The organism is Pseudonocardia sp. MH-G8, assembly GCF_002262885.1.
Classification (GTDB): Bacteria; Actinomycetota; Actinomycetes; order Mycobacteriales; family Pseudonocardiaceae; genus Pseudonocardia.
Window position 1 is genome coordinate 87,809 of the sequence record NZ_NKYF01000009.1, and the last position, 21,583, is coordinate 109,391.

Consider the following 21,583-nt stretch of genomic DNA (forward strand, 5'->3'; position numbering starts at 1 on the left):
GGAGTCCGAGTGAGCCGCCACGAGGTCGTCTCTCCCATCCCCGGCGTCTTCTACCGCAGTCCCGACCCCGACAGCGCCCCGTTCACCACCGAGGGCCAGACCGTGGGCGCCGACGACACCGTCTGCCTGGTCGAGGTCATGAAGTCCTTCCACCAGGTGGCCGCGGGCGCGGCGGGGCAGGTCGTGGAGTTCCTGGTCGAGAACGAGGATGTGGTCGACGCCGGGCAGGCTGTCGCCGTGATCGAGGCGGGGTGAAGCGGCTCCTCGTCGCCAACCGTGGGGAGATCGCGGTGCGGATCATCCGCGCCGCGCGCGATCTCGGGATCTCCACGGTGGCGGTGCACAGCACGGCCGACACCGACGCCCTGCACGTCCGGCTCGCCGACGCGGCGGTGGAGATCGGGCCGCCGCCCGCGGGGAAGAGCTACCTGGTGGCCGACACGATCGTGGGGGCGGCGCTGTCCGCGGGCGCCGACGCCGTCCACCCCGGCTACGGGTTCCTGTCCGAGCGGGCCGGGTTCGCCGCGTCGGTGGTCGACGCCGGGCTCACCTTCGTCGGCCCGGACGCAGCGGTGATCGACCGGATGGGCGACAAGGTGCGCGCCCGCCAGGTTGCCGCGGCCGCGGGCGTGCCCACGGTGCCCGGCACGCCGGGCGGTGTCGACGACGTGGCCGCGGCCGTCGCCGCCGCGGCGGAGATCGGCTACCCGATCATGCTCAAGGCGGCCGCGGGCGGTGGCGGGCGCGGGATCCGCGTCGTCGAGGACGAGGCCGGGCTGCGCACCGCGTTCCCGTCGGCGTCGAAGGAGGCGGCGAGCGCGTTCGGCGACGGGCGGATGTACCTGGAGCGGTTCGTCCGGCGGGCCCGCCACGTCGAGGTGCAGGTGCTGGGGGACGGCACGGACGTCGTGCACCTGTTCGAGCGGGAGTGCTCGCTGCAGCGGCGCCGGCAGAAGATGGTGGAGGAGGCGCTCGCGCCGGGGATCGATCCCGGCGTCCGGGAGGCGATGACGGCCGCGGCCGTGCGGTTGGCGCGTGAGGCCGGCTACCGCAGCGCCGGCACGGTGGAGTTCCTGGTCGACGACGAGACCCGCGAGTTCTTCTTCATCGAGATGAACACCCGCATCCAGGTCGAGCACCCGACCACCGAGCTGGTCACCGGGATCGACCTGGTCGCCGAGCAGCTGCGGATCGCGGCGGGGGAGCCGCTGCGCCACGCGCAGGCCGGCATCGACGCCCGCGGGTGCGCGATCGAGTTCCGGATCTGCGCCGAGGATCCGGCGCGCGGGTTCCTGCCCGCACCCGGCCGCGTCGGCCGGCTCGTGCTGCCCGCCGGACCGTGGGTGCGGGTCGACACCTGGCTGGAGCCCGAGGTGACGGTGCCGCCGTTCTACGACTCGCTGCTGGCGAAGGTCGTGGTCTGGGGCGAGGACCGGGAGACCGCGGTCCGCCGCTCGCGGCGCGCGCTCGCCGAGTTCGCCGTCGAGGGCGTGCCGACGACGGCGGGCCTGTTCACCGAGATCCTCGACCAGCGGTGGTTCGCGACCGGCGAGTTCCACACCGGGACGCTGGAGCAGTGGTGGTCCGAGCGCGAGGAGAGGACAGCATGACCACGACCGAGGCGGCGCCTGCCCGCTACAGCTGGGGCGGCGACGAGTTCGTGTTCGTCGAGCTGGCCGAGGCGATGAGCCTGCAGGCCAACTTCCGCGCGATGGCGATCACCGGACGCCTGCGCGACCAGCGGCCCGACGGCGTGCTGGAGATCTGCCCGGCCAACGCGTCCTACCAGGTGCGCTACGACCCGGACGTGCTGGATCCCCACGAGCTGCTGGCGCTGCTGCAGGACCTGGAGCAGCAGGTCGGCGACGCCCACGAGCTCGCAATGCCGACACGGGTGCTGGAGATCCCGGTGCTCTACCGCGACCCGTGGACCACCGAGACCCTGATGCGGTTCCGCGACCGCCACCAGGACCCCGAGGCCACCGACATCGAGTACGCGGCGCGGATCAACGGCTTCGCGGACGTCGAGGAGTTCATCGCCGCCCACTCCGGCTCGCCGTGGTTCACCTCGATGGTCGGGTTCGTGGCCGGGCTGCCGTTCAAGTACCAGATGGTGGCGCGGGAGCGGCAGATCGTGGTGCCCAAGTACCTGCGCCCGCGCACCGACACCCCCAAGCAGACCGTCGGCTACGGGGGCTGCTTCTCCTGCATCTACTCGGTCCGTGGCGCGGGCGGCTACCAGATGTTCGGCATCACGCCGGCCCCGATCTACGACCCGACGCAGTCGCTGCCCGACTTCACCGACTTCATGGTGCTGTTCCGCCCGGGCGACATCGTGAAGTTCACCCCGATCGACCGCGAGCGCTACGACGCCTACATCGCGGACGTGGAGGCCGGCGCGTTCCGGGTCACGGCCCGGGACGTCGAGTTCCGCCTGCAACCGTTCCTCGACGACCCGGACGGCTACAACGCGCGGCTCCTGGAGGTCCTGAAGTGATCGAGATCGTCAAGCCGGGACTGTCCACGACCATCCAGGACAGCGGCCGCACCGGCTACTACCACCTGGGCATCCCACCCTCGGGCGCCCTGGACCAGTACGCGCTGCGGGCGGCGAACCTGCTGGTCGGGAACCCGGCCGGGGCCGCGGCGCTCGAGTGCGTCTACATGGGTCCGGAGCTGGTGTTCGACGCCGCCGCGGTCGTCGCCGTCACCGGCGCGAGCATGGTCCCGAAGGTGAACGGGGCGGAACAGCCGTTGTGGGAGTCGTTCGCGGTGTCCGAGGGCGACGTGCTCACGTTCGGCTACCTCACCGCGGGAGCGCGCGCCTACGTGTCGGTCGCCGGCGGGATCGACGTCCCGCAGGTGCTGGGCAGCCGCTCGACCTACGCCCTCGGCGCGCTCGGCGCGTTCGGCGGCCGGCCGCTCGCGGCCGGTGACCGGGTGCCGGTCGGGCAGGCGGCCGGCGCGACGCCGGGCCGCAGCGTGCCCGAGGACCTGCGGCAGGTGCCGGGCAAGGACGTCGAGGTCCGGGTCGTCATGGGCCTCTACGACCACCGGCTGACGGCCGAGGGCCGCGCGATGTTCCTCGACACGACCTGGGCGCTCACCCCCGTCGCCGACCGCATCGGCTTCCGCTACTCGGGGCCCGAGCTGGAGACGGTGCCGCGCGAGGCGCCGTTCGGGGCCGGGCAGGACCCGTCGAACATCGTGGACGCGCCCTACCCGATCGGGTCGATCCAGGTGCCCGGCAGTATCGAGCCGATCATCCTGCACCGCGACGCGGTCTCCGGCGGCGGCTACATGATGATCGCCACGGTGCTGTCGGGGGACCTCGACATCGTCGCCCAGTCGGCGCCGAAGGCGCGCACCCGGTTCGTCGAGGTCGACCTGGACGGCGCGCTCGCCGTCCGCGCCGATCACCGCAAGCGGACCCGCCGGCTCGCCGAGGCACTGGCCTGACGGAAGCGTCCGTGCCAGGGTGGCCGGCATGGATCCCGAGAACCGCTCCGACGAGGACGACTCCGGACTCCTCGAACCGGAGGACAGCCTCGACGACCGCGGCGTGCGCGACGTCCTGGACGAGGGCTGGTCACCGCCGGAACGGCCCTGGGCGGTTGCGGGCTGGGGCACCACGGCCCGTGAGGAGGCCGGCGGCGAGGCGCTCGAGGCGCGCCTGGCGCGCGAGCTGCCCGACGGCGTGGTGTGGGACGGCGACGGGCTCGGCGACACCTCCGACACCGACGGCGAGCTGCGCGACGGCGAGGTCGGCGACGTCCGCGCCGGGCGGCTCGTCGCGGCCGACGACGCGTACGGCGACGAGACGTTCGCACTCGACGCCGGCATCGACGGGGGCGCCGCCTCCGCGGAGGAGGCCGCGGTACACCTGGTGAGCGAGCAGAGCGGTCCGGACGACGACTGAGCCCCGCCCGGAGGTTCAGGAAAGCCACATTGCTGCCCTGCAGGTTCATGAAAGTGGCTTTCCTGAACTCCTCGAGGAGGGGGGCGCGAACCCGCCCCGTCCGACGTACGGTCGGGGGCATGGACGCCGCCGACACTGCCGTCACCGACACCTCCTTCTGGCACCCCTTCGCCGCCATGGGGGCGGTGCGCCGCTCCGAGTTCGTGATCACCCGGGGCGAGGACGTCTGGCTCTGGGACGACGCCGGGCACCGCTACCTCGACGCGACCGCGAGCCTGTGGTGCGTCAACGCCGGGCACGGGCGGGCCGAGATCGCCGATGCCGTGGCCGCGCAGATGCGCGAGCTGGCCACCTACCAGACGTTCGCCGACGTCGCGAACCCGCCCGCGCTGGAGCTGACCCGTCGTCTGGCCGCGCTCGCGCCGGTGCCGGGGGCCAAGGTGTTCCTGGTCAGCGGGGGCGGCGAGGCGATCGACACCGCGGCCAAGATCGCCCGCGAGTACTTCGCCCGCACCGGGCAGCCCGAGCGCACGGTGCTGGTCAGCCGCCGGCACGCCTACCACGGCACCCACGGTTTCGGCACCGCGCTGGGCGGGATGCCGGCCAACCGGCTGGCCGCGCCGTTCGTCCCGGACGTCGTGCAGGTGGAGTGGGACGACCCCGCCGCGCTGGAGGCCGAGTTCGAGCGGATCGGCCCGGAGCGGGTGGCGGCGTTCTTCGCCGAGCCGGTGATCGGGGCCGGCGGGGTGCTGCCCCCGCCGCCGGGCTACCTCGAGCGCGTCCGCGAGATCTGCACCCGGCACGGGGTGCTGTTCGTGGCGGACAGCGTGATCTGCGGGTTCGGCCGCCTCGGCGACTGGTTCGGGCTGGACCGCTTCGGTGTCGAGCCCGACCTCATCACCTTCGCCAAGGGCGTCACCAGCGGGTACGTGCCGCTCGGTGGCGTGGTGGCGCACGAGCGGGTGGCGGCGCCGTTCTTCGCCGACGGGGCACCGCCGTTCCGCCACGGACCGACCTACGCCGGTCACCCCACCGCCTGCGCCGCGGCGCTGGCGAACCTCGACGTCATGGAGGGGGAGGGGCTGCTCAAGCGGGCCGACGTGCTCGAGGGCTCGCTGCACGCGGCGGTGCGCTCGCTCGCCGACCACCCGCTCGTCGCGCAGGCCCGCGGCGGCACGGGTGCGCTCGCCGCGATCGAGCTCGACCCGCAGCGCCTGGCCGCCGACCCCGCCCTGCCCGCCGCCGCGGCCCGTGCCGCGCGCGACCGCGGCGTGCTGGTGCGCCCGATGATCTCCTCGATCGCGGTGTCGCCGCCGCTCACCATGACCGACGAGCACGTCGAGCTGCTCGTCGACGCGCTGCGAGGCGGGCTGGACGCGGTCAGCTGACGGCGACCCGCCGGCCCACCAGGTCGGCCAGCAGCCCGCGGGTGCGTGCCTGCTCGTGCTCGTCGCCGACGGCGAGCACGAGCAGTTCGGTCACACCCGCGTCGGCGAACCGCCGGATCTCCGCCTCGAGGACGGCCTCGTCGCCCGCGACGAGGGTGTCCTGCGGTCCGGCCAGGCCCTGCAGGTCGAGCAGGCGCCGGTAGCTGTCCATCTCGCCGGCGGGGCCGAACGCGGCGCCGAGTTCCTCGCGCAGCGGCGCGGGACGGGACGTCACGGCCGCCATCATGGTGGCGAGGACCCGCGGCGCGGGCCGGCCCGCGGCCTCCGCGGCGCGCGTGAGGGCGGGCACGATCCGCTCGGCGACGAGCTCGGGGCCGGCCCAGGTCGTGACGGTGCCGTCGGTCAGCTCGCCGGCGATGCGGAGCATCATCGGGCCGAGGGCGGACAGCAGGATCGACGGGGGCGGCGCGTCCGGGACGTCGACCGTCCCGGCTGCGGCGAGGGTCTCGCCCCGGTACTGCACGGTCTCGCCGCGCAGCAGCGGTCCGAGGGCCTCCAGGTACTCGCGCACGTGCCGGGCCGGACGGTCGAAGGACATCCCGTACTGGCCCTCGATGATCTGCCGGTGGCTGGGCCCGAGTCCCAGCGTGAGCCGGCCGCCCGTGGCCGCCTGGGCGGTGAGCGCCTGGCCTGCCATGGCCAGCGGGTGCACCGGGTAGGTGCGCACGACCGCCGTGCCGATGTGGATGCGCGGCACCTCGCGGCCCGCCAGCGCCGCCAGCGTCAGCGCGTCCCAGGATGTCTGCTGTGTGAGGTACACACTGTCCAGGCCCGCGGCCTCGGCCGCCCTGACCTGCTCGAGCTGCGCGTCGAGGCCGAGGCCGGGCGCGAAGGCTGCCGTGCCGACCAGCATGATGAGCTCCGATCCGGAAGAGGAATCTCGGGTTCCGATTTCGCCCAGGCTATCATGAAGGTCAGGTTCCGGATGCTGGCGAGGAGGTGGGGATGCGAGCGGACGCACGACGCAACCGCGAGCGGATCGTCGCTGCCGCGCTGGAGCGGTTCGCCGCGTGCGGTCCCAACGCCTCGATGGAGGACATCGCCCGCACCGCAGGGCTCGGCGTCGGGACGCTCTACCGCCACTTCCCGGACCGGCGCGCCCTGGCGGGTGAGATCGCCGCGGACGCGGCCGCCGAGCTCGTGGAGTACGTCCGGGCAGCCGGCGGGGGTGGGGCGAGCGCCTGGGAGGTCCTGCGCGACATCACCGGGCACGCCGCGGGTCTCCCGCTCGCGCTCGCCAAGAAGATCACCGAGGAGCTGCCGTCCTCGGACCGGCTCGAGGCGCTCGCCGCGGAGAGCGACGCACTGCTCACGCAGCTCATCGGGCGAGGGCGCGCCGAGGGCAGCATCCGCGCCGACCTCGCGATCTCGGACATCCTCGCGCTGTTCAGCGTGGTGGCCTGCCGACCGGGAGCGACACCGGGCGACCCGGTGACAAGGGTGATGCTGGACGGGCTGCGCCCGCAGTGCGACGTCGCACACCGATAGCGGGGCCGGCACACCGACTGCAGTCGGTGTGCCGGCCCCGCAGCCGGTGTGCGAGGCGGTTGGCTCAGGCCTCGGGCACGAGCCAGGCCGTCGTGTCGGCGGGCAGCTGCCCGTCCGGCAGGGGGGCGCTCGACACGACCACGCGGCCGGCGGGCAGCGGCACCGGGTCGGTGCCGAAGTTGGTGATCGAGGTCCAGCCGCCGGGGCGGGTGAACGCGACGACGTCGGCAGGGGCGTCCTGCGCCCACTCGAGGCTCTCGGCCGTCTGCAGCCGCCGACGCTCGGCGAGCGCGCGAGTGTAGAAGGCGAGCGTCGACGTGTCGTCCGCGCGCTGGTGCTCCACCGACAGTTCGGCGAAGCGGGCCGGCTGGGGTAGGTGCGCGGAGCCGGGTCCGAAGCCCAGCGAGGGCCCGTTCGTGGTCCAGGGCAGCGGCACGCGGCAGCCGTCCCGGCCCTTCCGCGTGCCCCCCGACCGGACCCACGTCGGGTCCTGCAGGACCTCGGGCGGCAGGTCCGCGACCTCGGGCAGACCCAGCTCCTCGCCCTGGTAGACGTACGTGGAGCCGGGCAGCGCGAGCGCGAGCAGTGTGGCCGCCCGGGCGCGGCGCAGCCCGCGCTCCACGTCCGGCTTCGGGTCGGTGCCGTCGGTGCGCAGCCACGCCTTCAGATCCGTGCCGGCCGGCAGCGCGTACCGGGTGGCGTGGCGCACCACGTCGTGGTTGGAGAACACCCACGTGGACGACGCCCCGGAGGTGCGTGACAGCGCCAGGTTCTCCTCGATCACCTCGCGGAACTCCGCCGCGTCCCACGCGGCGAGCAGGAGGTCGAAGTTGAAGGCCTGCCCGAGCCCCTCGGGCGAGGCGTAGCGCGCGCGGCGAGGCGCCGAGTCGACCCACGCCTCGGCCACGGCGGTGCGCGGCGGGTCGTAGGAGTCGAAGACCTCGCGCCACTCCTTGTAGATCTCGTGGACCTCGTCGCGGTCCTGGAAGCGGTGCATGCCGTCGGGCAGGTTCTCGGCGTCCAGCTCCGCCTGGCTGGGCAGCGGGGGCGTGAGGTCCTTCGCCAGCCCGTGGGCGACGTCCACGCGGAAGCCGTCGACCCCGCGATCGGCCCAGAACCGCAGCGTCTTCAGGAAGTCGGCCCGGACCTCCGGGTTCTCCCAGTTCAGGTCGGGCTGCTCGGGCGCGAACATGTGCAGGTACCACTGCCCGTCGCCGACCGGCTCCCACGCCGGGCCGCCGAAGTTCGCGGTCCAGTCGCTCGGCGGCCGCTCGCCGTTCGGGCCCTCTCCGCGGCGGAACACGTAGCGGTCGCGCTCGGGCGAGCCGGGCGCCGCGGCCAGCGCCTCGGGGAACCAGGCGTGCCGGTCCGAGGTGTGGTTGGGGACGATGTCGACGACCAGCTTGATCCGGGCCGCCTTCAGCGCGGCCACCATCTCGTCGAACTCCGCGAGGGTGCCGATCTTCGGGTCGACGTCGCGGTAGTCATCGACGTCGTAGCCGCCGTCGGCGAGTGCGGACGGGTAGAAGGGGGAGAGCCACACCGCGTCGACGCCCAGCTCGCGCAGGTACTCCACGCGGCTGGTGATCCCGCGCAGGTCACCGATGCCGTCGCCGTTCGCGTCCGCGAAGCTGCGCGGGTAGATCTGGTAGACGACCGCCTGCCGCCACCACGACGCCTCGTCGAGCCGGGCGCCGGCGGAATCGGCGGCGTCCGTCGCGAGCAGTTCCGACATCGAGGACCTCTCCTTTATCCAGGCACTAAATCTATTGGCTGACTCTAAGCTAGGCGGATCCGTCCGAGGAGGTCAAGGAGTCGATGGACGCGATCCTGACGCCGCCGCCCCGCCCGTCGTCGCGCTGGGTGCGGGAGGCCAACGCCCGCGTGGTCCTCGAGCACGTGTGGGACGCCGACGCGGTCACCGGCTCGGACCTGATCGAGGCCTCCGGCCTCTCGCGAGCCACCGTGCACGACGTCTGCGAGGAGCTCATCGCGCGCGGCTGGGTGCGCGAGGTCGAGAACCAGCGTGAGTACGGCGGCTACCGCAAGGGCCGGCCTGCCCGGCGCTACGCCTTCGCGCCGCGCGCGGGCGTCGTGGTCGGCGTGGACGCGGGGGAGCACCGCGTGAGCGCCACGGTCACCGACCTGCGTGGCCACGTCTGCGGCCGGGCCACCCGTGGCACCGGCGGGGCGCGGCGCCCGTCGGGCGCGCGCCAGGAGAGCGTCTCGCGCACCGTCCTCGACGCGCTGGCGAGGGTCCCGGCGCCCACCCCGGGCGTCCTCGCGGTCGCGGTCGGTGTCCCCGCACCGGTCGCGGGCACGAGCCGCACGCCGTTCGGGGGCAACGAGTACTGGGACCGCATGAACCCCGCGCTCGCCGAGCACCTCGTCGGGCGCCACGGGTGGACGGTGCTCGTGGACAACGACGCCAACCTCGCCGCGCTCGCCGAGGGGTGGCGCGGGCACGGCAGGGGGGTCCGCAGCCACGTCACCCTGCTCGCGGGGGAGCGGCTGGGCGCCGGCATCGTCGACGACGGGAGGCTGCTGCGCGGGGCGCACGGCGGCGCAGGGGAGATGCGCTACCTCGGCCTCGTCGAGGGCGTCGGCTCGGCCGCCGGCATCGCGGCGCTCGTCCGGGAGGGGGCGCGGGCCGCGCTGGCCGAACCCGGCGGTGCCGGCTCGGTGCTGGGCGGCCTCGATCCGGCGGCCGTCGACGCCGAGGCGGTCTTCGCCGCCGCCCGGGACGGTGACCCCCTCGCCACCGCCGTCGTCCGGAACGTCGGGCAGCGGATGGCGCGCGTCGTCGCCACGCTCGCGAGCATCGTCGACACCGAGCAGGTCGTGATCGCCGGTGGGGTGGCGGACTCCTGCGCTGCGATCATCGACATCGTCACCCGCGAACTGCCCCTCTACTTCGACGACGCGCGGCCGCGGGTGCTCGCCTCCGGACTGGGTGGTGAGGTCGTCGCGCTGGGCGCGGTGAAGGCCGCGCTCGACCACGTACGGCAGCACGCCTTGGAGATCGCCTTACCAGGCGGCGGATGAGGGTGCAGGGCGCGTGACCCGGACGGGTGTATTCTCGGCTACCGAACGGGGCAGCGGGCGGCGTGTCCGACCCGACTGGGGTGACGGGGTGTCACCAGAGGGGTGCGGTACGCCCGACCTGCGGATACAGCACGTGGCGATCCTCACTCACGCGGGCGCCGTGACGTGTCTGACCGCTCCCTCGCCGTTGCCTGCTCGTTGTACGGGGCACGGCAGGCCGACGATTGTCGACGATGTCTCGGACGACGGGAGCGTGCGATGGCCGGTGAGGCGGAGGGGCGCTACGGCGCGGCCCGGCACGCCGTGGCCGACGGCCCTGAGGGTCGCGTGCCCGAGTGTGCGGAACGTCCCGCGACGGAAGACCGGTCCCTCGTGGACCGGCTGCTGGCAGCGGACGAGCAGGTCTTCGACTGGGGGTGGGGTGATCCGGCGGCGTCGCACGGCCCGCAGCCGGCGCACGACATCCCCGAGTTGTGGGGCCCGGACCGGCAGCACCGGTCCGACGAGGTGGAGAGCGTGGAACCGGACCCGGATGATGCCGTGAGCACCGTTCCCGGTGACACGCCCCCGCCCCGCTCGGGCGCCTCGATCTTCGACGATCTCGTCGCCGACGGATCCGAGGTCGAGGTCGGCCCCGCGCCGCAGGGCGCTGCGCCTCCCGATGACCATGAGCCCATCGGGTGGATCCCGGGAACGGTGACGTCCGACCTCGTGCAGGACGGTGCGGACGAGGAGCGTGACGAGGACGCGCCGGAGACGCACCTCGAGGACGGCGATCTCGAGGACGCCGATCTCGAGGACGGCGATCTCGAGGACGGCGATCCCGAGGACGCCGACCTGAAGGACGCCGACCTGAAGGACGAGGATCTCCAGGACATCGACCCACCGGACCTGGACCTGCGGGACGAGAACCTGTGGGGCAGCGGCCGCAACGGGCACGCCCCGGGGAGCCCGGACCACGGCGTGGACGAGCGGGATCCGCTCGGCATCGGGGCCGCGGCCGCCCAGCCACACGAGCCCGTGCCGTTCGACCGGCCCGGCGCTCCGCCGCTCTCCGTCCGCGACGCGCCGGACGGCGCGGCCGACGACCGGGCCGCTGACGAGCGCAACCCGTTCGACGGCGTGGCCCTCGACCGGCGCCCCGACGCCGCGATCCCCGCCTGGGGTGCCACCTTCGGGGCGGGCTCGGGTGGCCCAGGCCCGGGTGGTCCGGGCCCGAACAGCAACGGAGCCATCAGGGGTGGCCTGAACGGTGGCGGGCCGAGCCGCGGCCCCGAGGCCGGTGGCGGACCCGCCGACCTCGGCCCCGATCCGACTACCGTGCTCGGCATCGTGCCGAGGGACGGGACCCCCGACCGTGGCCTGCCGGAGGCACCGCTCGCGCCGACGTCCGGCCCCGCCGCGCGTCGCCTGGAGGAGTACGGCGCCCGCCGTCGCGCCACCGAGCAGGCTGCCGCGGCCGCCGAGGCCGCCGCGGCGGCTGCCGCGGAGCGCGCCTCCTCGGCCATCGCGGCCGCAGCGCGGGCGGCCGATGAGGCGGAAGCGGCCGCGGAGGCCGCGGCACGGGCAGCGGAGGAAGCGGAGGCCGCGGCCGCGGCGGAAGCACGGGCTGTCGCCGAGGCAGGCGCCGCACCGGTCCGGAACGAGGGCCCGGGCGGCCTCGCAGGCCCCGACCCGGCCGAGTCGCCGACACAGGCGGTTCCGCTGGTGGCACCCGTGCAGCCGCAGGGCGGGCGCGCGCCGATCCGCCCGGCGGGCCCGCCGCCCCGTGCGATGCGACCGGACGACGTCGGCCCGCCAGGGCCGCCGCGGCTCCGTGCCGCCCACCGCGCGGGTAGCCCACGCGACGACGCCGATGCCGAGGTCACCGAGGTGATGTCGGGTCTGCGTGGCCTGCGCGCACCGGGGCCCGCGCGCCCGCCGGAGCCGCCGTCGCCGGCGGAGGCCACCACGGTCGCGCCGCCGCTGCCCCCGGAAGTCGACGTTCGTGAGGATGACGCCGCCGCCGAACGGTCCTCCGGCCGCGCACCCGACGCGGGCGACGGCGACGAGGCCGAGACCCCCGAGCGCCGTGGCGGATGGCTCACCAGCCGACCCGTGCTCGCGGGGGGCGCGGTCGCCGTGGTGCTCGCCGTGGCCGCGGTCGTCACGACCTTGACGGTCACCGGTGCGGATCCGGCACCGGCTGCCGTGACGGCGGTGGCAGCGCCCCCTCCGGCCGAGTCTGCGCCCGCCGTGCCCGCGCCGGCGATCGACCCGGAGAGCACGCAGGCCGTCGCCTACCTCACGGCACTGCGCGATGCGGATGTCCCGACCAGCCGCAGCGGCCAGGCCGAGACGGAGGCGGCCGCGGCGATCTGCTCGCAGCTGGACCAGGGTGCCGACGAGACCCAGCTCGAGCGTTCGGTTCCGGCGGTGCTGCCGGAGGTGGACCGCAACCAGGCGGGCGACGTCGTCGAACTCGCCCAGGAGCACTACTGCTGAGCCCTACCGGGGCTGGTGCGTTCCCGATCGCACGGGCGGGACCTCAGGGCGGGCAGAGCGTGCCCGACTCGGGCACCACGCCGTCGACCAGCATCGCGTCCACCACCTGGCGGACGCAGGCGGTGCGCGGGTAGGCGCCCGTGCCGGCTCCCTGCCAGCCGAGGAAGCGGGCGGTGGCCAGCGAATCGGCCGTGCGCCGGGCGCCGTCGAGCGCTCCACGCGGGTCGGCGGCGGTGCCGATCACGAGGATCGGGGGCGCGCCCTCGGCATTCCCCGCAGCGGGCGCCTCGCGCCCCGTCGGCCAGGGCGCGCAGGCCAGCAGTCGCATGGCGAAGGTGCTGCCGAAGATCGGGTACGCGGTGTTCCACCGCTCGGCGATGTCGCCGATCTCGCCGGGGGCGAGCCGGCGCCGGGTGTCGTTGCAGCTGGTGGCGAGCATGTTGTCGAACAGCCCGCGCGGGCCGGTGAGCGGTTCCAGCGCGGTGAGCAGGGGGAGCGGGTCCCCGGCGCCAGCGGCGGCGAGTGCGGCCGCGAGACCGGGCCAGCGCCGCGGCTCGCCCAGGCCGGCGAGCAGCGCGGTGACCGTGGCGCCCGAGGTGAGCCGGCGACCGTCGGCGGCCAGGAGCGGTTGCCGCTCGAGCTGTTCGAGCAGCGCGGCGACGGTGGCCCGGGGATCGGCGCCCAGGGGGCAGCCCGGTGTGGCCGTGCACGCCACGCCGAACGCGCTGAGCGCGGCCTCGGCGGCGCCGGCCCGGGCGTCGGTGAGGTCCGGCTCGTCGAGCTGGGGGTGCGGGGGCCCGTCGAGCACCAGCCGCCCCACCGACCGCGGCGTGGTGCGGGCCCAGGTGGCCAGTGCCGCGGCCCCGTCGCCCACGCCGACGGCCGACATCCGCTCCACCCCGAGCGCCGCGCGGAGCAGCTCGACGTCCGCGGCGCTCGCGGCGCTGCGGTAGCTGCCGATCCCGCCGTCGAGGATGAGGTTGCACTCCTGGACGACCGCGCGGGACTGCTCCAGCAGCAGGGCGAGGCGGGTGTCGCTGACGGTGCTGAGGTTCGCGTCCACGAGCGCGGCGCGCGCCTCGTCGGGAGCGCAGTCGAGCATGTCCAGGCCGGAGCCGCGGCGGTCGAGCCCGACCAGCGTGTAGCTCTCGAGCAGCGCCGGGTCGACCCGCCCACCGAGGTCGGCGGCGTGGCGGGTGGACGGCTCGCGGGTGCTGTCGCCCAGCACGAGCAGCGGGGGCCGATCGGCGGGCGCTCCGGCCTTGCTGACTCGGACCACGCCCAGGGTGACGGCGCCGAGACCGGGTTGGTCGGGGTCGGCCGGCACGGTGAGCTCGCCGCAGTCCACCTGGAGGTTCCGGTCGGCGGGAACCGGTTCGACGAGGGTGACGAGGGTGTCCTCGGTGCACTCGAAGAACGGGATGCTCGCCTGCTGCGCCTCGGGGGCGGGCAGTGCCGGCGGTGGCGTCGGGCTCGGTGGGGTCGGCGGCGCCGCGGGCAGGTTCTCCCCGAGCACGGCCACCGGGGGCCGCTGCGAGGGGCCGACGGTGCAACCCGCGAGCAGTGCGGTCAGGCACAGGAACGCGGTGGCCCACGGCAGGGCACCCGTGACCGCATGACGCGGTGGTCGTGCCACGTGCCCTCCCGGTCGTGCTGGTCCGCCACCAGCCTGCCGCACCGCCGGTGTGGCGACCGTGAACGGCGGCGTCAGGCGACCCGCGGCGCGGCGGGGGCGGAGTCCAGCTCGAGCCGGACGGCGGCGGGCAGCACGGCGAGGCCGAGCGAGTGGCGCGCGGTGGCGAGGACGTCGCCGTCGAGGCGGGCCAGGACGTCGCGGACGTCGGCGTCGTCGGCCAGCCAGAGCGTGACGCGCAGCGCGGGCGCGGCCTCGGTGCCGACCAGCCGCGCGCGGGCCCTGCCGACGCCCGGCAGCGCCGCGGCCTGGGTGGCCACCGCGTCGGACGCCGCGGCCGCGCTGACGACGATCGAGGTGTCCTGGCCGCCCTCGAGGACGAGGTCGGGCCGCGGCTCGGGCCGTACGGAACGGGCCGTCCACGCCAGCCCGAGCACCACGAGCAACAACCCGCCGACGACGGCCGCCACGCGTGCCGCGAGCGGCTGGGCGCGCAGCGCCTCGACGATCATCGGATCCAGCAGCGGCCGGCCTGCGCGGTCGGCGCCGAAAACGCCGTAGGACAGCAGCGCGACCAGCGTGCCCGCGGCGAGCAGCAGCGCGCCGACGAGCACGGCGAGCGACCGGTCGCCCGCGGTCGAGCGCGCGATCGCGGCCTGCGCCCTCCTGCGCAGCGTCGCCGGGCGCAGGCCGGGGGCGGTGGGGGCCTCGTTCATCGCGGGCCCTCCCGGTCCTGCACCGACACGGAGACCCGGGGACGGCGGTGCAGGGGCAGGTCGTCGAGCAGCTCCTCCACCCGTGCGCGGACGGAGTCGTGCAGCTCGGGAGCGGCGTCGTTCCAGGCCTGCGCCGCCACCGTGACCTTGCGGGCGGATGCGGTGACCGACGCACCCGCGACGGCGTCGGTCGAGCGCACCCGGCGCCCGACGACGCGGGCGAGCACGCGCGGTGAGGTCGTGACGGTGATCTCCGGGGCCGGGCCGTCGACCGCGATGTCGGTGCGCCGTGCCAGCAGCCCCACGAGGACGAGCAGCAGCCCGAGCACCGCCGCCCCGATCGCCGCTCCCGGGACGGGGGCCTGTGCCCACGACGTCGCCGCGAGCGTGGTGTACCAGTCCGGCCACGGCACCACGAGGCCGCGAGCGACGCCGGGACGGATCCAGGCGGCGACGACCTCGAGCACCAGCAGCACGCCCGCCGCGGCGACGGCGAGGCTGAGCAGCGGGGCGAGCACCCGCAGCAGCACGCGCACGACTTCTCCTCTACTGCAACCGGGGGGCGGTGGGCCGGGCCGGCCGCAGCCCGGCGACCGTGACGGTCATGGCCCGGATGCGACGTCCGGCGATCCGGGTGAGCTCCTCGCCCACCTTCGTACGCACCGCGTCGACGACACCGCGTACGGAACCGGGGTACTGCAGGGTGAGCTCGAGCCGCACGTCGACCGCGGCCGGGTCTCCCGAGCCGGTGCTGATCCGCGCGCTCGCCCCGGCCTCGCCCATGTCGATGCCGGCGAGCCTGCGCTCGTGGCGCAGGGTGCCCGGCACCTGGTCGGCGGCGTGCTCGACGACCTTGCGCAGCACAGCCGGATGGATCTCCAGCCGGCCGCGCTCGGAGGGCGGCGCGAGCTCGCCGATCACCGGTCCCGACCCCGGCCCAGGACGGCGTTCAGGTCGAGCTGACCGTCGAGCACGCGGCCGACGATGAGGCCGATCGCCCCGAGGACCAGCACGATCAGGAAGGCCCCGAGACCGCCGAAGGCGCCGGCGAGCCCGAGGGCGAGACCCGCCAGCAGGCCGGTCTGGGTGGCGTTCATGTGCTTCTCCTCATGTCACTCACTCGACTCGCGCGTTCCGCCGTCGATGCCAGGTACGGATCAGGGCGACGCCGACCCGCACCGGGAAGGGCAGCGGCCGCACCACCTCGACGGGGGCGTCGAAGCGCGGGTCGTCCGGCGCCGGTGGTGCGCCGGTCTGCCCGAACCGGGCCAGCCCCGCGACGAAGACGTCGGGATCCCCGCCCCGGTCCGGGTGGTTCTCGCGGACGAACGCGCGGTAGGCGGCGCGTTCCTGCTCGTTCACGCCTCGTCCGGGATCGCGAGGTCGGAGACCGTGATGTCGACGGCGGCGCCGCCGCAGATCCGAGAGACGTCGCGGCGCAGCGCGCGCACCACTTCCGGGATGGGCTGGTCCGCGTGCAGCACGACCGCGACCTCCACGGGCTCGTCCCCCTCACCGATCCGGACACCGACCAGCCTGCGCCCCGGCAGGTACGTCGCCACCGCACCGAACGCCCCGCCGTCGAGGCGGGCCACCGCGGGGTGTGCGCGGACGGCGGCGGCGACCTGCTGCGCCAGTTCTTCCGTGGTCACTCGACCCGGGTCTGCTGCACGGGCGGCAGCACCTCCTCGTCGCTGCCCAGCGCCTCGGGCAGGTGGATGTCGTTGACCGCGATGTTGACCTCGATGACCTCGAGCCCGGTCATCCGCTCCACGGCGGTGATGACGTTGCGGCGTACGGCGCGGGCCAGCTCAACGATCGAGGCGCCGTACTCGACGACGATGTCGAGGTCGATCGCGGCCTGCTTCTCGCCGACCTCGACCTGCACGCCCGCGATGTTGGCGGCACCCGCGCCACCGCCGGGGATGCGCTCGCGGATCGCGCCGAAGGCGCGGGACACGCCGCCGCCCATGGAGTGCACACCCGAGATCTCACGCGCGGCGATGCCGGCGATCTTCTGGACCACCGAGGCGGCGATCGTGGTCTTGCCCTGGGAGGTGTCGTCGGCGAGGCGGGCCGGCGACGACACCGTGGTGGTGGGCGTCTTCGTCGTGGTGGTCGCGGTGCTCTCGCTCATGCAACTGATCCTTCTCGGTCGGTTGTCGGGAGTGTTCGCCAGTGGGACGCGGATACCCGGGGCGCCCTCCCGGGAAGTCACCCGATCGGACCAGCTCGACGGTACCGGAGCAGGAGGACGTCGTCCTCGTGCAGCACGTCGGCGAGTTGGAGGCGGTGCAGGTGCGCGCCCTGGGGGCCGACCGCGATCCGGCCGGCCGGGCCGCCGGCGAGCAGGGGCGCCAGGGTGAGGCAGAGCTCGTCGACGGCGTCGGCGGCCACGAGCTCACCGAACAGCGTCGGGCCGCCTTCGCACAGCACCCGGTGCAGCCCGCGCCGCGCCAGCTCAGCGAGCAGCAGGTCAGGGGTGAGCCGTTCCAGCGCGACGACGTCGGCACCGGCGGCGGCAAGCCGATCCCGGCGCTGCGGCGGCGCCGAGGTGAGGGTGAGGACGATCGGGGGGACGCGGCCGTCGGTGAACAGCCTGCCGGCAGGGTCGAGGTCCGCCGAGCGGGTCACGACGGCCACGGGCGGCGGCCGGTCGGTGCCCCGGGTGGGCCGGCGTGCGCCCCCGTAGTCCTCGGCGCGCACCGTGCCGGCGCCGACGAGCACCACATCGGCGAGCTCGCGCAGCAGCAGGAACACCCGCCTGTCGGGGGGCGAGCCCAGCCCCGCGGAGCGGCCCTCGACCGACACGGCTCCGTCGGTGCTGGTCACGAAGTTGACGCGGACGAACGGGGCGGCGAGATCGTCGGGGTAGGCGTAGCGGGCCGCGAGCCGCGCGTCGTCCAGGTCGTCACCCGAGGCGGGGAGCAGGGGTCGCACGAACCCATCCCAACACAGTGAGTCCTGGCCCACTGAGGACTGCACTGTCGAGTGAAGGGCAGCCTCACTTATGGTGTGGGCGTGCTGACAACGGTGGCCGCCCCCGCGCCCTCGGTCGGTGGGCTGCGTCGCCGGCGGTTGGCCGGTCTCGCGTTCCTGGCCGTGGTCCTGGTCGCCTGCGCCCTGGCGAGCATCGCCGTGGGGGCCAAGGCGATCCCGCTCGACGGCGTCTGGCATGCGCTGTTCTCGCCCACGGGCACCGAGAACGACATCGTCGTGCGCTCGCTGCGCGCGCCCCGCACCCTGCTCGGGGTCCTCGCAGGCGGCGCGCTCGGCCTGGCCGGCGCGTTGATCCAGGGCCACACCCGCAATCCGCTCGCCGACCCCGGGCTGCTCGGCATCAACAGCGGGGCCGCGTTCTTCGTCGTCATCGGGATCTACGCGTTCGGTGTCACGAGCCTCTACGGCTACGTCTGGTTCGCCTTCGTGGGCGCGCTGGTGGCGAGCATCGCGGTGTTCCTCCTGGGCTCCGTGGGCCGCGGCGGGTCCACCCCGGTGACGCTGGCGCTGGCCGGCGCCGCGGTGGCGGCGCTGCTCAGCGCGCTCACCTCGGCGGTCATCCTGATCGACGTCCAGACCCTCGACGCCTACCGCTTCTGGGCCGTCGGTTCCCTCGCCGGGCGCGATGCGGAGATCGCGGGGCAGGTGCAGTGGTTCCTGCTCGTCGGCGCCCTCATCGGGCTGGCGAGCGCCCCGGCGCTGAACGCGCTCTCGCTCGGGGACGACGTCGCCCGCTCGCTCGGGCACTCGGTGCGGCGTACGCGGATGCTCGGGATCGTCGCGATCACCCTGCTGGCCGGTTCCGCCACGGCGGCGTGCGGGCCGATCGCGTTCGTCGGCCTCGTCGTGCCCCACATCGTCCGGTCGTTCACGGGCCCGGACTACCGGTGGTTGCTGCCCGCGTCGGCGCTGGCCGGCGGCGCGCTGCTGCTGCTGGCCGACGTCATCGGCCGCGTGGTCGTGCGGCCGGGCGAGCTGCAGGTCGGCATCGTGCTGGCGCTGATCGGCGGGCCGTTCTTCATCTGGTTGGTCCGGCGCCGGAAGATGGTGGCGATCTGATGGCGGTCCTCGATCGCAGCCCGGCCCGGGTGGCCGGACGGCCCGCCATCCGGGCGCGGCGCGCCTCCGTGGTGTGGCGGCCGCGCTACGTGCTCGTGCTCGCCCTCGGCGTCGTCGCGCTCGTGCTCGGCATGGCTGTCAACATCGGCCGCGGCGAGTACCCGATCAGCATCCCGGAGGTGCTCGCCGTGCTGTTCGGCGGCGGCGACTCCGGTCAGCAGTTCATCATCCTGGAGCTGCGGCTGCCCCGGTCGCTCACCGGCGCGCTGGTCGGCGGCGCGCTTGCCGTGGCGGGCGCGATCACCCAGTCGATCGCGCGCAACCCGCTGGCCAGCCCCGACATGATCGGGCTCACCGCCGGTGCCAGTGCCGCGGCGGTGTTCGTCATCGTGATCGGCGGCGGGTTCGGCGTGCTGGGCGGCTTCCTCGCCGCGGCGGGCCTCCCGGTGGCGGCGCTGATGGGCGGCCTGATCACCGCATCGCTCATCTACGGGCTGGCGTGGCGCCGGGGAGTGCACGGGTTCCGCCTGGTGCTGGTCGGGATCGGGCTGCAGGCGATGCTGCTGGCCATCGTGCATTGGCTGCTCGTCGTGGCCGAGGTGTTCGAGGCCGCGCGCGCCTACGTCTGGCTCAACGGCAGCCTCAACGCCCGCGGCTGGGAGCACGTCGTGCCCGTCGCGATCGCGCTGGCCGTCCTGCTGCCCGCGGCCTTCCTGCTCGCCCACGTGCTCGGCGCGCTGCAGTACGGCGACGACACCGCGCGCGGGCTCGGCGTCCCCGTCAACCGCGCCCGCAGCCTGCTGCTGCTCGTCGCCGTCGGGCTGGCCTCGGTGGCCACCGCCTCGGCGGGGCCGATCGCGTTCGTCGCGCTGGTGTCGCCCCAGATCGCGCAGCGCCTCGTCGGGGGCGCGCGCCCACCCATCGCGATGTCGCTCGTCGTCGGGGCGGCTCTCACCGTGATCGCCGACGTCGTCGCGCGCACCGCGTTCGGGGGCACCGAACTGCCGGTCGGCATCGTCACCGCGGTCCTCGGCGCGCCCTACCTGCTCTACCTGCTCGCCCGATACAGCCGGGAGGCCCGCGCATGACCCCCCTCACGAAGGCCGGCGTCCCCGCCGTCGAACTGGCCACCCCGACCGTCCGCCTGCGGGCCGAGGACATCCGCCTGGCGTACGGGGAGCGCACCGTCGTCGACGGGCTGGACCTCGACGTCGTCGCCGGCACGATCACCGCTGTGATCGGTCCCAACGGGTGTGGCAAGTCCACCCTGCTGCGGGCCCTGGGCAGGCTGCTCAAGCCCAAGAACGGGCACGTGCTGCTCGACGGTGAGCGCATCGACCGGATGGCCACGCGCGAGGTGGCCAAGGTGCTCGGCCTGCTGCCGCAGGCACCCACCGCGCCCGAGGGGCTCACGGTGGCCGACCTCGTCGCGCGCGGTCGGCACCCGCACCAGGCCTGGTACCGGCAGTGGTCGGCCGACGACGAGGAGGCCGTGGCCCAGGCCCTGGAGTGGACCGGCATCGCCGACCTCTCCGAGCGCCCGGTCGACGAGCTGTCCGGCGGCCAGCGCCAGCGCGCGTGGATCTCGATGGCGCTGGCCCAGGGCACCGACCTGCTGCTGCTCGACGAGCCCACCACGTTCCTCGACCTCGCCCACCAGGTCGACGTGCTCGAACTGGTGCGGCGGCTGCACCAGGAGGCGGGCCGCACCGTCGTCATGGTCCTGCACGACCTGAACCTCGCCGCCCGCTACGCCGACCGGCTCGTCGCCATGCGCGACGGGCGGATCGTCGCGGCGGGGAAGCCGGCCGACGTCATCACCGAGGCGCTCCTCGCCGAGGTGTTCGGGCTCTCCGCGCGGGTGATCCAGGACCCGGTGGCCGGCACGCCCCTCGTCGTGCCCATCGGCGGTCACGCTGCGTCGTCCTGAGCTCCCCGGGTGTCACGTGCCACGATGTGGCCTGCGACGACCGGGAACGAGCGAGAGGAGGCCGGGTGGAACAGCCTGTGTTCGACCATGAGGGCCCCTGGACCGAGGCGGCCTACCTCGCGCTGAACCACGACGGGCGCGTCGAGGTCATCGACGGCACGCTCCTCGTAGGTCCCGGGGCGGGCCCGCAGCGGACGCGCATGATCGAACGCGTGCGCGAGGCGGTCGCGGCCGCCCTGCCCGCCGGGCTGCGCGTGCGCGGACCGGTGGCGCTGCGGCTGGGCCCCGACTGCGTGCTGATGCCCGACCTCGTGGTCACGGCGGCGGCCCCGGCCGCCCCAGCCGCAGACGCGGCGGACGAGGACACCGAAGCCTCGCCCGAGGACGAGGACGCCGCCGCGGTGCTCGAGGCGGCCGCCGCGCTCATGGTGATCGAGGTGGTCGGTTGCGACCACGGCGCCACGGACCGGATGTTCAAACCGCAGCTCTACGCGCGCAGCCGCATCCCGTACTCGCTGCTCATCGACCACGACGGCCCGTTCGCGGTAGCCGACATGATCATCGGTGGTCGGTACCACGAGTACGCCCGCGGCAGCGAGCGGCTGCAGCTCGAGGAGCCCTTCGTGCTCGACCTCGACCTCACGACCACCGCCGGCGAGGCCGCGCCGGCCGAGGAGCGTGCCGAGACGCCGGCCGAAGCGGGCGCATAGCGGCGGGTCATGATCGCGGTTATCGGTTGCCCATGGTTGTGGCGACGACCATGGGCACCCGAAACTTCGGATCTTGCTTGCGGTGATCGGGTACTGCCCGCCCGTCGGGGGAGGTGGGCACGCCGACCTGATCCGGGAGCGGATCGACGGG

At 74.7% G+C, this 21,583-nt stretch carries 24 protein-coding genes; 13 read left to right on the top strand and 11 right to left on the bottom strand.

The window, feature by feature from the left end; translation table 11 throughout:
* Nucleotides 1-9 precede the first annotated feature (9 nt).
* From CFP66_RS21430 to CFP66_RS21455, 6 genes are all read left to right on the top strand, one after another.
* On the top strand, nt 10-255 hold the full coding sequence (locus tag CFP66_RS21430) for an acetyl-CoA carboxylase (protein ID WP_094926917.1): 246 nt from the start codon (nt 10-12) through the stop codon (nt 253-255).
* Nucleotides 252-1,610 carry an acetyl/propionyl/methylcrotonyl-CoA carboxylase subunit alpha gene (locus tag CFP66_RS21435; protein WP_094926918.1) on the top strand — a complete coding sequence of 453 codons (1,359 nt, stop codon included), beginning with the start codon at nt 252-254 and terminating at the stop codon, nt 1,608-1,610. The genes CFP66_RS21430 and CFP66_RS21435 overlap by 4 nt, the downstream gene beginning before the upstream one ends.
* Complete coding sequence (locus CFP66_RS21440) at nt 1,607-2,497, top strand: allophanate hydrolase subunit 1 (protein WP_094926919.1); 891 nt, start codon at nt 1,607-1,609, stop codon at nt 2,495-2,497. Before CFP66_RS21435 ends, CFP66_RS21440 begins: the two co-directional genes overlap by 4 nt.
* Complete coding sequence (locus CFP66_RS21445) at nt 2,494-3,459, top strand: biotin-dependent carboxyltransferase family protein (RefSeq protein WP_094926920.1); 966 nt, start codon at nt 2,494-2,496, stop codon at nt 3,457-3,459. Before CFP66_RS21440 ends, CFP66_RS21445 begins: the two co-directional genes overlap by 4 nt.
* Before the next feature lie 28 nt (nt 3,460-3,487).
* On the top strand, nt 3,488-3,919 hold the full coding sequence (locus tag CFP66_RS21450; protein ID WP_094927106.1) for a DUF5709 domain-containing protein: 432 nt from the start codon (nt 3,488-3,490) through the stop codon (nt 3,917-3,919).
* Between the two features lie 119 nt (nt 3,920-4,038).
* Nucleotides 4,039-5,307 (top strand): aspartate aminotransferase family protein, encoded by a 1,269-nt coding sequence (locus CFP66_RS21455; RefSeq protein WP_094926921.1) that lies wholly within the window; start codon nt 4,039-4,041, stop codon nt 5,305-5,307.
* Here the strand turns inward: CFP66_RS21455 and CFP66_RS21460 are convergent.
* The gene (locus CFP66_RS21460) at nt 5,300-6,220 is read right to left on the bottom strand and encodes a TIGR03564 family F420-dependent LLM class oxidoreductase (protein ID WP_094926922.1); all 921 of its coding nucleotides are present in this window, start codon (nt 6,218-6,220) and stop codon (nt 5,300-5,302) included. The genes CFP66_RS21455 and CFP66_RS21460 overlap by 8 nt on opposite strands.
* A 92-nt stretch (nt 6,221-6,312) precedes the next feature.
* Between CFP66_RS21460 and CFP66_RS21465 the strand changes: the two genes are divergently transcribed.
* Complete coding sequence (locus CFP66_RS21465; RefSeq protein WP_094926923.1) at nt 6,313-6,855, top strand: TetR/AcrR family transcriptional regulator; 543 nt, start codon at nt 6,313-6,315, stop codon at nt 6,853-6,855.
* A 64-nt stretch (nt 6,856-6,919) separates the two neighbouring features.
* Here the strand turns inward: CFP66_RS21465 and CFP66_RS21470 are convergent, their stop codons facing one another.
* Nucleotides 6,920-8,590: an alpha-amylase family glycosyl hydrolase gene (locus tag CFP66_RS21470; RefSeq protein ID WP_094926924.1), complete on the bottom strand. Its 1,671-nt coding sequence runs from the start codon at nt 8,588-8,590 to the stop codon at nt 6,920-6,922.
* An 83-nt stretch (nt 8,591-8,673) separates the two neighbouring features.
* On the opposite strand from CFP66_RS21470, the gene CFP66_RS21475 reads away from it, so the two are divergent.
* Complete coding sequence (locus CFP66_RS21475) at nt 8,674-9,900, top strand: ROK family transcriptional regulator (protein ID WP_094926925.1); 1,227 nt, start codon at nt 8,674-8,676, stop codon at nt 9,898-9,900.
* 258 nt (nt 9,901-10,158) lie between these two features.
* Nucleotides 10,159-12,384, top strand: coding sequence for a DUF732 domain-containing protein (locus CFP66_RS21480; protein ID WP_094926926.1), 2,226 nt, complete (start codon nt 10,159-10,161; stop codon nt 12,382-12,384).
* Between the two features lie 43 nt (nt 12,385-12,427).
* On the opposite strand, the gene CFP66_RS21485 is transcribed toward CFP66_RS21480, so the two are convergent.
* The 9 genes from CFP66_RS21485 to CFP66_RS21520 all read right to left on the bottom strand — a co-directional run bounded on the left by CFP66_RS21485 (nt 12,428) and on the right by CFP66_RS21520 (nt 17,673).
* Nucleotides 12,428-14,020: an alpha/beta hydrolase gene (locus tag CFP66_RS21485; protein WP_158228165.1), complete on the bottom strand. Its 1,593-nt coding sequence runs from the start codon at nt 14,018-14,020 to the stop codon at nt 12,428-12,430.
* A gap of 71 nt (nt 14,021-14,091) precedes the next feature.
* Entirely contained in the window at nt 14,092-14,733 is a 642-nt protein-coding gene (locus tag CFP66_RS47970; RefSeq protein ID WP_158228166.1) for an alkaline shock response membrane anchor protein AmaP, read from the bottom strand.
* Nucleotides 14,730-15,269: a DUF6286 domain-containing protein gene (locus CFP66_RS21490; protein WP_094926928.1), complete on the bottom strand. Its 540-nt coding sequence runs from the start codon at nt 15,267-15,269 to the stop codon at nt 14,730-14,732. Before CFP66_RS21490 ends, CFP66_RS47970 begins: the two co-directional genes overlap by 4 nt.
* Before the next feature lie 10 nt (nt 15,270-15,279).
* The gene (locus CFP66_RS21495; RefSeq protein ID WP_094926929.1) at nt 15,280-15,654 is read right to left on the bottom strand and encodes an Asp23/Gls24 family envelope stress response protein; all 375 of its coding nucleotides are present in this window, start codon (nt 15,652-15,654) and stop codon (nt 15,280-15,282) included.
* Complete coding sequence (locus CFP66_RS21500; RefSeq protein WP_094926930.1) at nt 15,651-15,830, bottom strand: hypothetical protein; 180 nt, start codon at nt 15,828-15,830, stop codon at nt 15,651-15,653. Before CFP66_RS21500 ends, CFP66_RS21495 begins: the two co-directional genes overlap by 4 nt.
* A gap of 19 nt (nt 15,831-15,849) precedes the next feature.
* A complete protein-coding gene (locus tag CFP66_RS21505; protein ID WP_094926931.1) occupies nt 15,850-16,095 on the bottom strand; it encodes a hypothetical protein in 246 nt (81 codons plus the stop codon).
* Nucleotides 16,092-16,385, bottom strand: coding sequence for a hypothetical protein (locus CFP66_RS21510; RefSeq protein ID WP_094926932.1), 294 nt, complete (start codon nt 16,383-16,385; stop codon nt 16,092-16,094). Before CFP66_RS21510 ends, CFP66_RS21505 begins: the two co-directional genes overlap by 4 nt.
* Complete coding sequence (locus tag CFP66_RS21515) at nt 16,382-16,870, bottom strand: Asp23/Gls24 family envelope stress response protein (RefSeq protein ID WP_094926933.1); 489 nt, start codon at nt 16,868-16,870, stop codon at nt 16,382-16,384. The genes CFP66_RS21510 and CFP66_RS21515 overlap by 4 nt, the downstream gene beginning before the upstream one ends.
* 77 nt (nt 16,871-16,947) lie before the next feature.
* Nucleotides 16,948-17,673 carry a pyrimidine reductase family protein gene (locus CFP66_RS21520; RefSeq protein WP_094926934.1) on the bottom strand — a complete coding sequence of 242 codons (726 nt, stop codon included), beginning with the start codon at nt 17,671-17,673 and terminating at the stop codon, nt 16,948-16,950.
* Between the two features lie 84 nt (nt 17,674-17,757).
* On the opposite strand from CFP66_RS21520, the gene CFP66_RS21525 reads away from it, so the two are divergent.
* From CFP66_RS21525 to CFP66_RS47975, 4 genes are all read left to right on the top strand, one after another.
* Complete coding sequence (locus tag CFP66_RS21525; protein ID WP_369805129.1) at nt 17,758-18,792, top strand: FecCD family ABC transporter permease; 1,035 nt, start codon at nt 17,758-17,760, stop codon at nt 18,790-18,792.
* Nucleotides 18,792-19,880, top strand: coding sequence for an iron chelate uptake ABC transporter family permease subunit (locus tag CFP66_RS21530; RefSeq protein ID WP_094926935.1), 1,089 nt, complete (start codon nt 18,792-18,794; stop codon nt 19,878-19,880). Before CFP66_RS21525 ends, CFP66_RS21530 begins: the two co-directional genes overlap by 1 nt.
* Nucleotides 19,877-20,722, top strand: coding sequence for an ABC transporter ATP-binding protein (locus tag CFP66_RS21535; protein WP_094926936.1), 846 nt, complete (start codon nt 19,877-19,879; stop codon nt 20,720-20,722). Before CFP66_RS21530 ends, CFP66_RS21535 begins: the two co-directional genes overlap by 4 nt.
* 65 nt (nt 20,723-20,787) lie before the next feature.
* Complete coding sequence (locus CFP66_RS47975; protein ID WP_158228167.1) at nt 20,788-21,432, top strand: Uma2 family endonuclease; 645 nt, start codon at nt 20,788-20,790, stop codon at nt 21,430-21,432.
* Nucleotides 21,433-21,583: the final 151 nt, after the last annotated feature.

Bases quoted from the DNA above. Each gene is read 5' to 3' on its own strand.
- CFP66_RS21440 (WP_094926919.1), top strand. From the start codon at position 1,607: ATGACCACGACCGAGGCGGCGCCTGCCCGCTACAGCTGGGGCGGCGAC.
- CFP66_RS21450 (WP_094927106.1), top strand. From the start codon at position 3,488: ATGGATCCCGAGAACCGCTCCGACGAGGACGACTCCGGACTCCTCGAA.
- CFP66_RS21455 (WP_094926921.1), top strand. From the start codon at position 4,039: ATGGACGCCGCCGACACTGCCGTCACCGACACCTCCTTCTGGCACCCC.
- CFP66_RS21460 (WP_094926922.1), bottom strand. From the start codon at position 6,220: ATGCTGGTCGGCACGGCAGCCTTCGCGCCCGGCCTCGGCCTCGACGCG.
- CFP66_RS21465 (WP_094926923.1), top strand. From the start codon at position 6,313: ATGCGAGCGGACGCACGACGCAACCGCGAGCGGATCGTCGCTGCCGCG.
- CFP66_RS21470 (WP_094926924.1), bottom strand. From the start codon at position 8,590: ATGTCGGAACTGCTCGCGACGGACGCCGCCGATTCCGCCGGCGCCCGG.
- CFP66_RS21475 (WP_094926925.1), top strand. From the start codon at position 8,674: ATGGACGCGATCCTGACGCCGCCGCCCCGCCCGTCGTCGCGCTGGGTG.
- CFP66_RS21480 (WP_094926926.1), top strand. From the start codon at position 10,159: ATGGCCGGTGAGGCGGAGGGGCGCTACGGCGCGGCCCGGCACGCCGTG.
- CFP66_RS47970 (WP_158228166.1), bottom strand. From the start codon at position 14,733: ATGAACGAGGCCCCCACCGCCCCCGGCCTGCGCCCGGCGACGCTGCGC.
- CFP66_RS21500 (WP_094926930.1), bottom strand. From the start codon at position 15,830: ATGAACGCCACCCAGACCGGCCTGCTGGCGGGTCTCGCCCTCGGGCTC.
- CFP66_RS21515 (WP_094926933.1), bottom strand. From the start codon at position 16,870: ATGAGCGAGAGCACCGCGACCACCACGACGAAGACGCCCACCACCACG.
- CFP66_RS21530 (WP_094926935.1), top strand. From the start codon at position 18,792: ATGGCGGTCCTCGATCGCAGCCCGGCCCGGGTGGCCGGACGGCCCGCC.
- CFP66_RS21535 (WP_094926936.1), top strand. From the start codon at position 19,877: ATGACCCCCCTCACGAAGGCCGGCGTCCCCGCCGTCGAACTGGCCACC.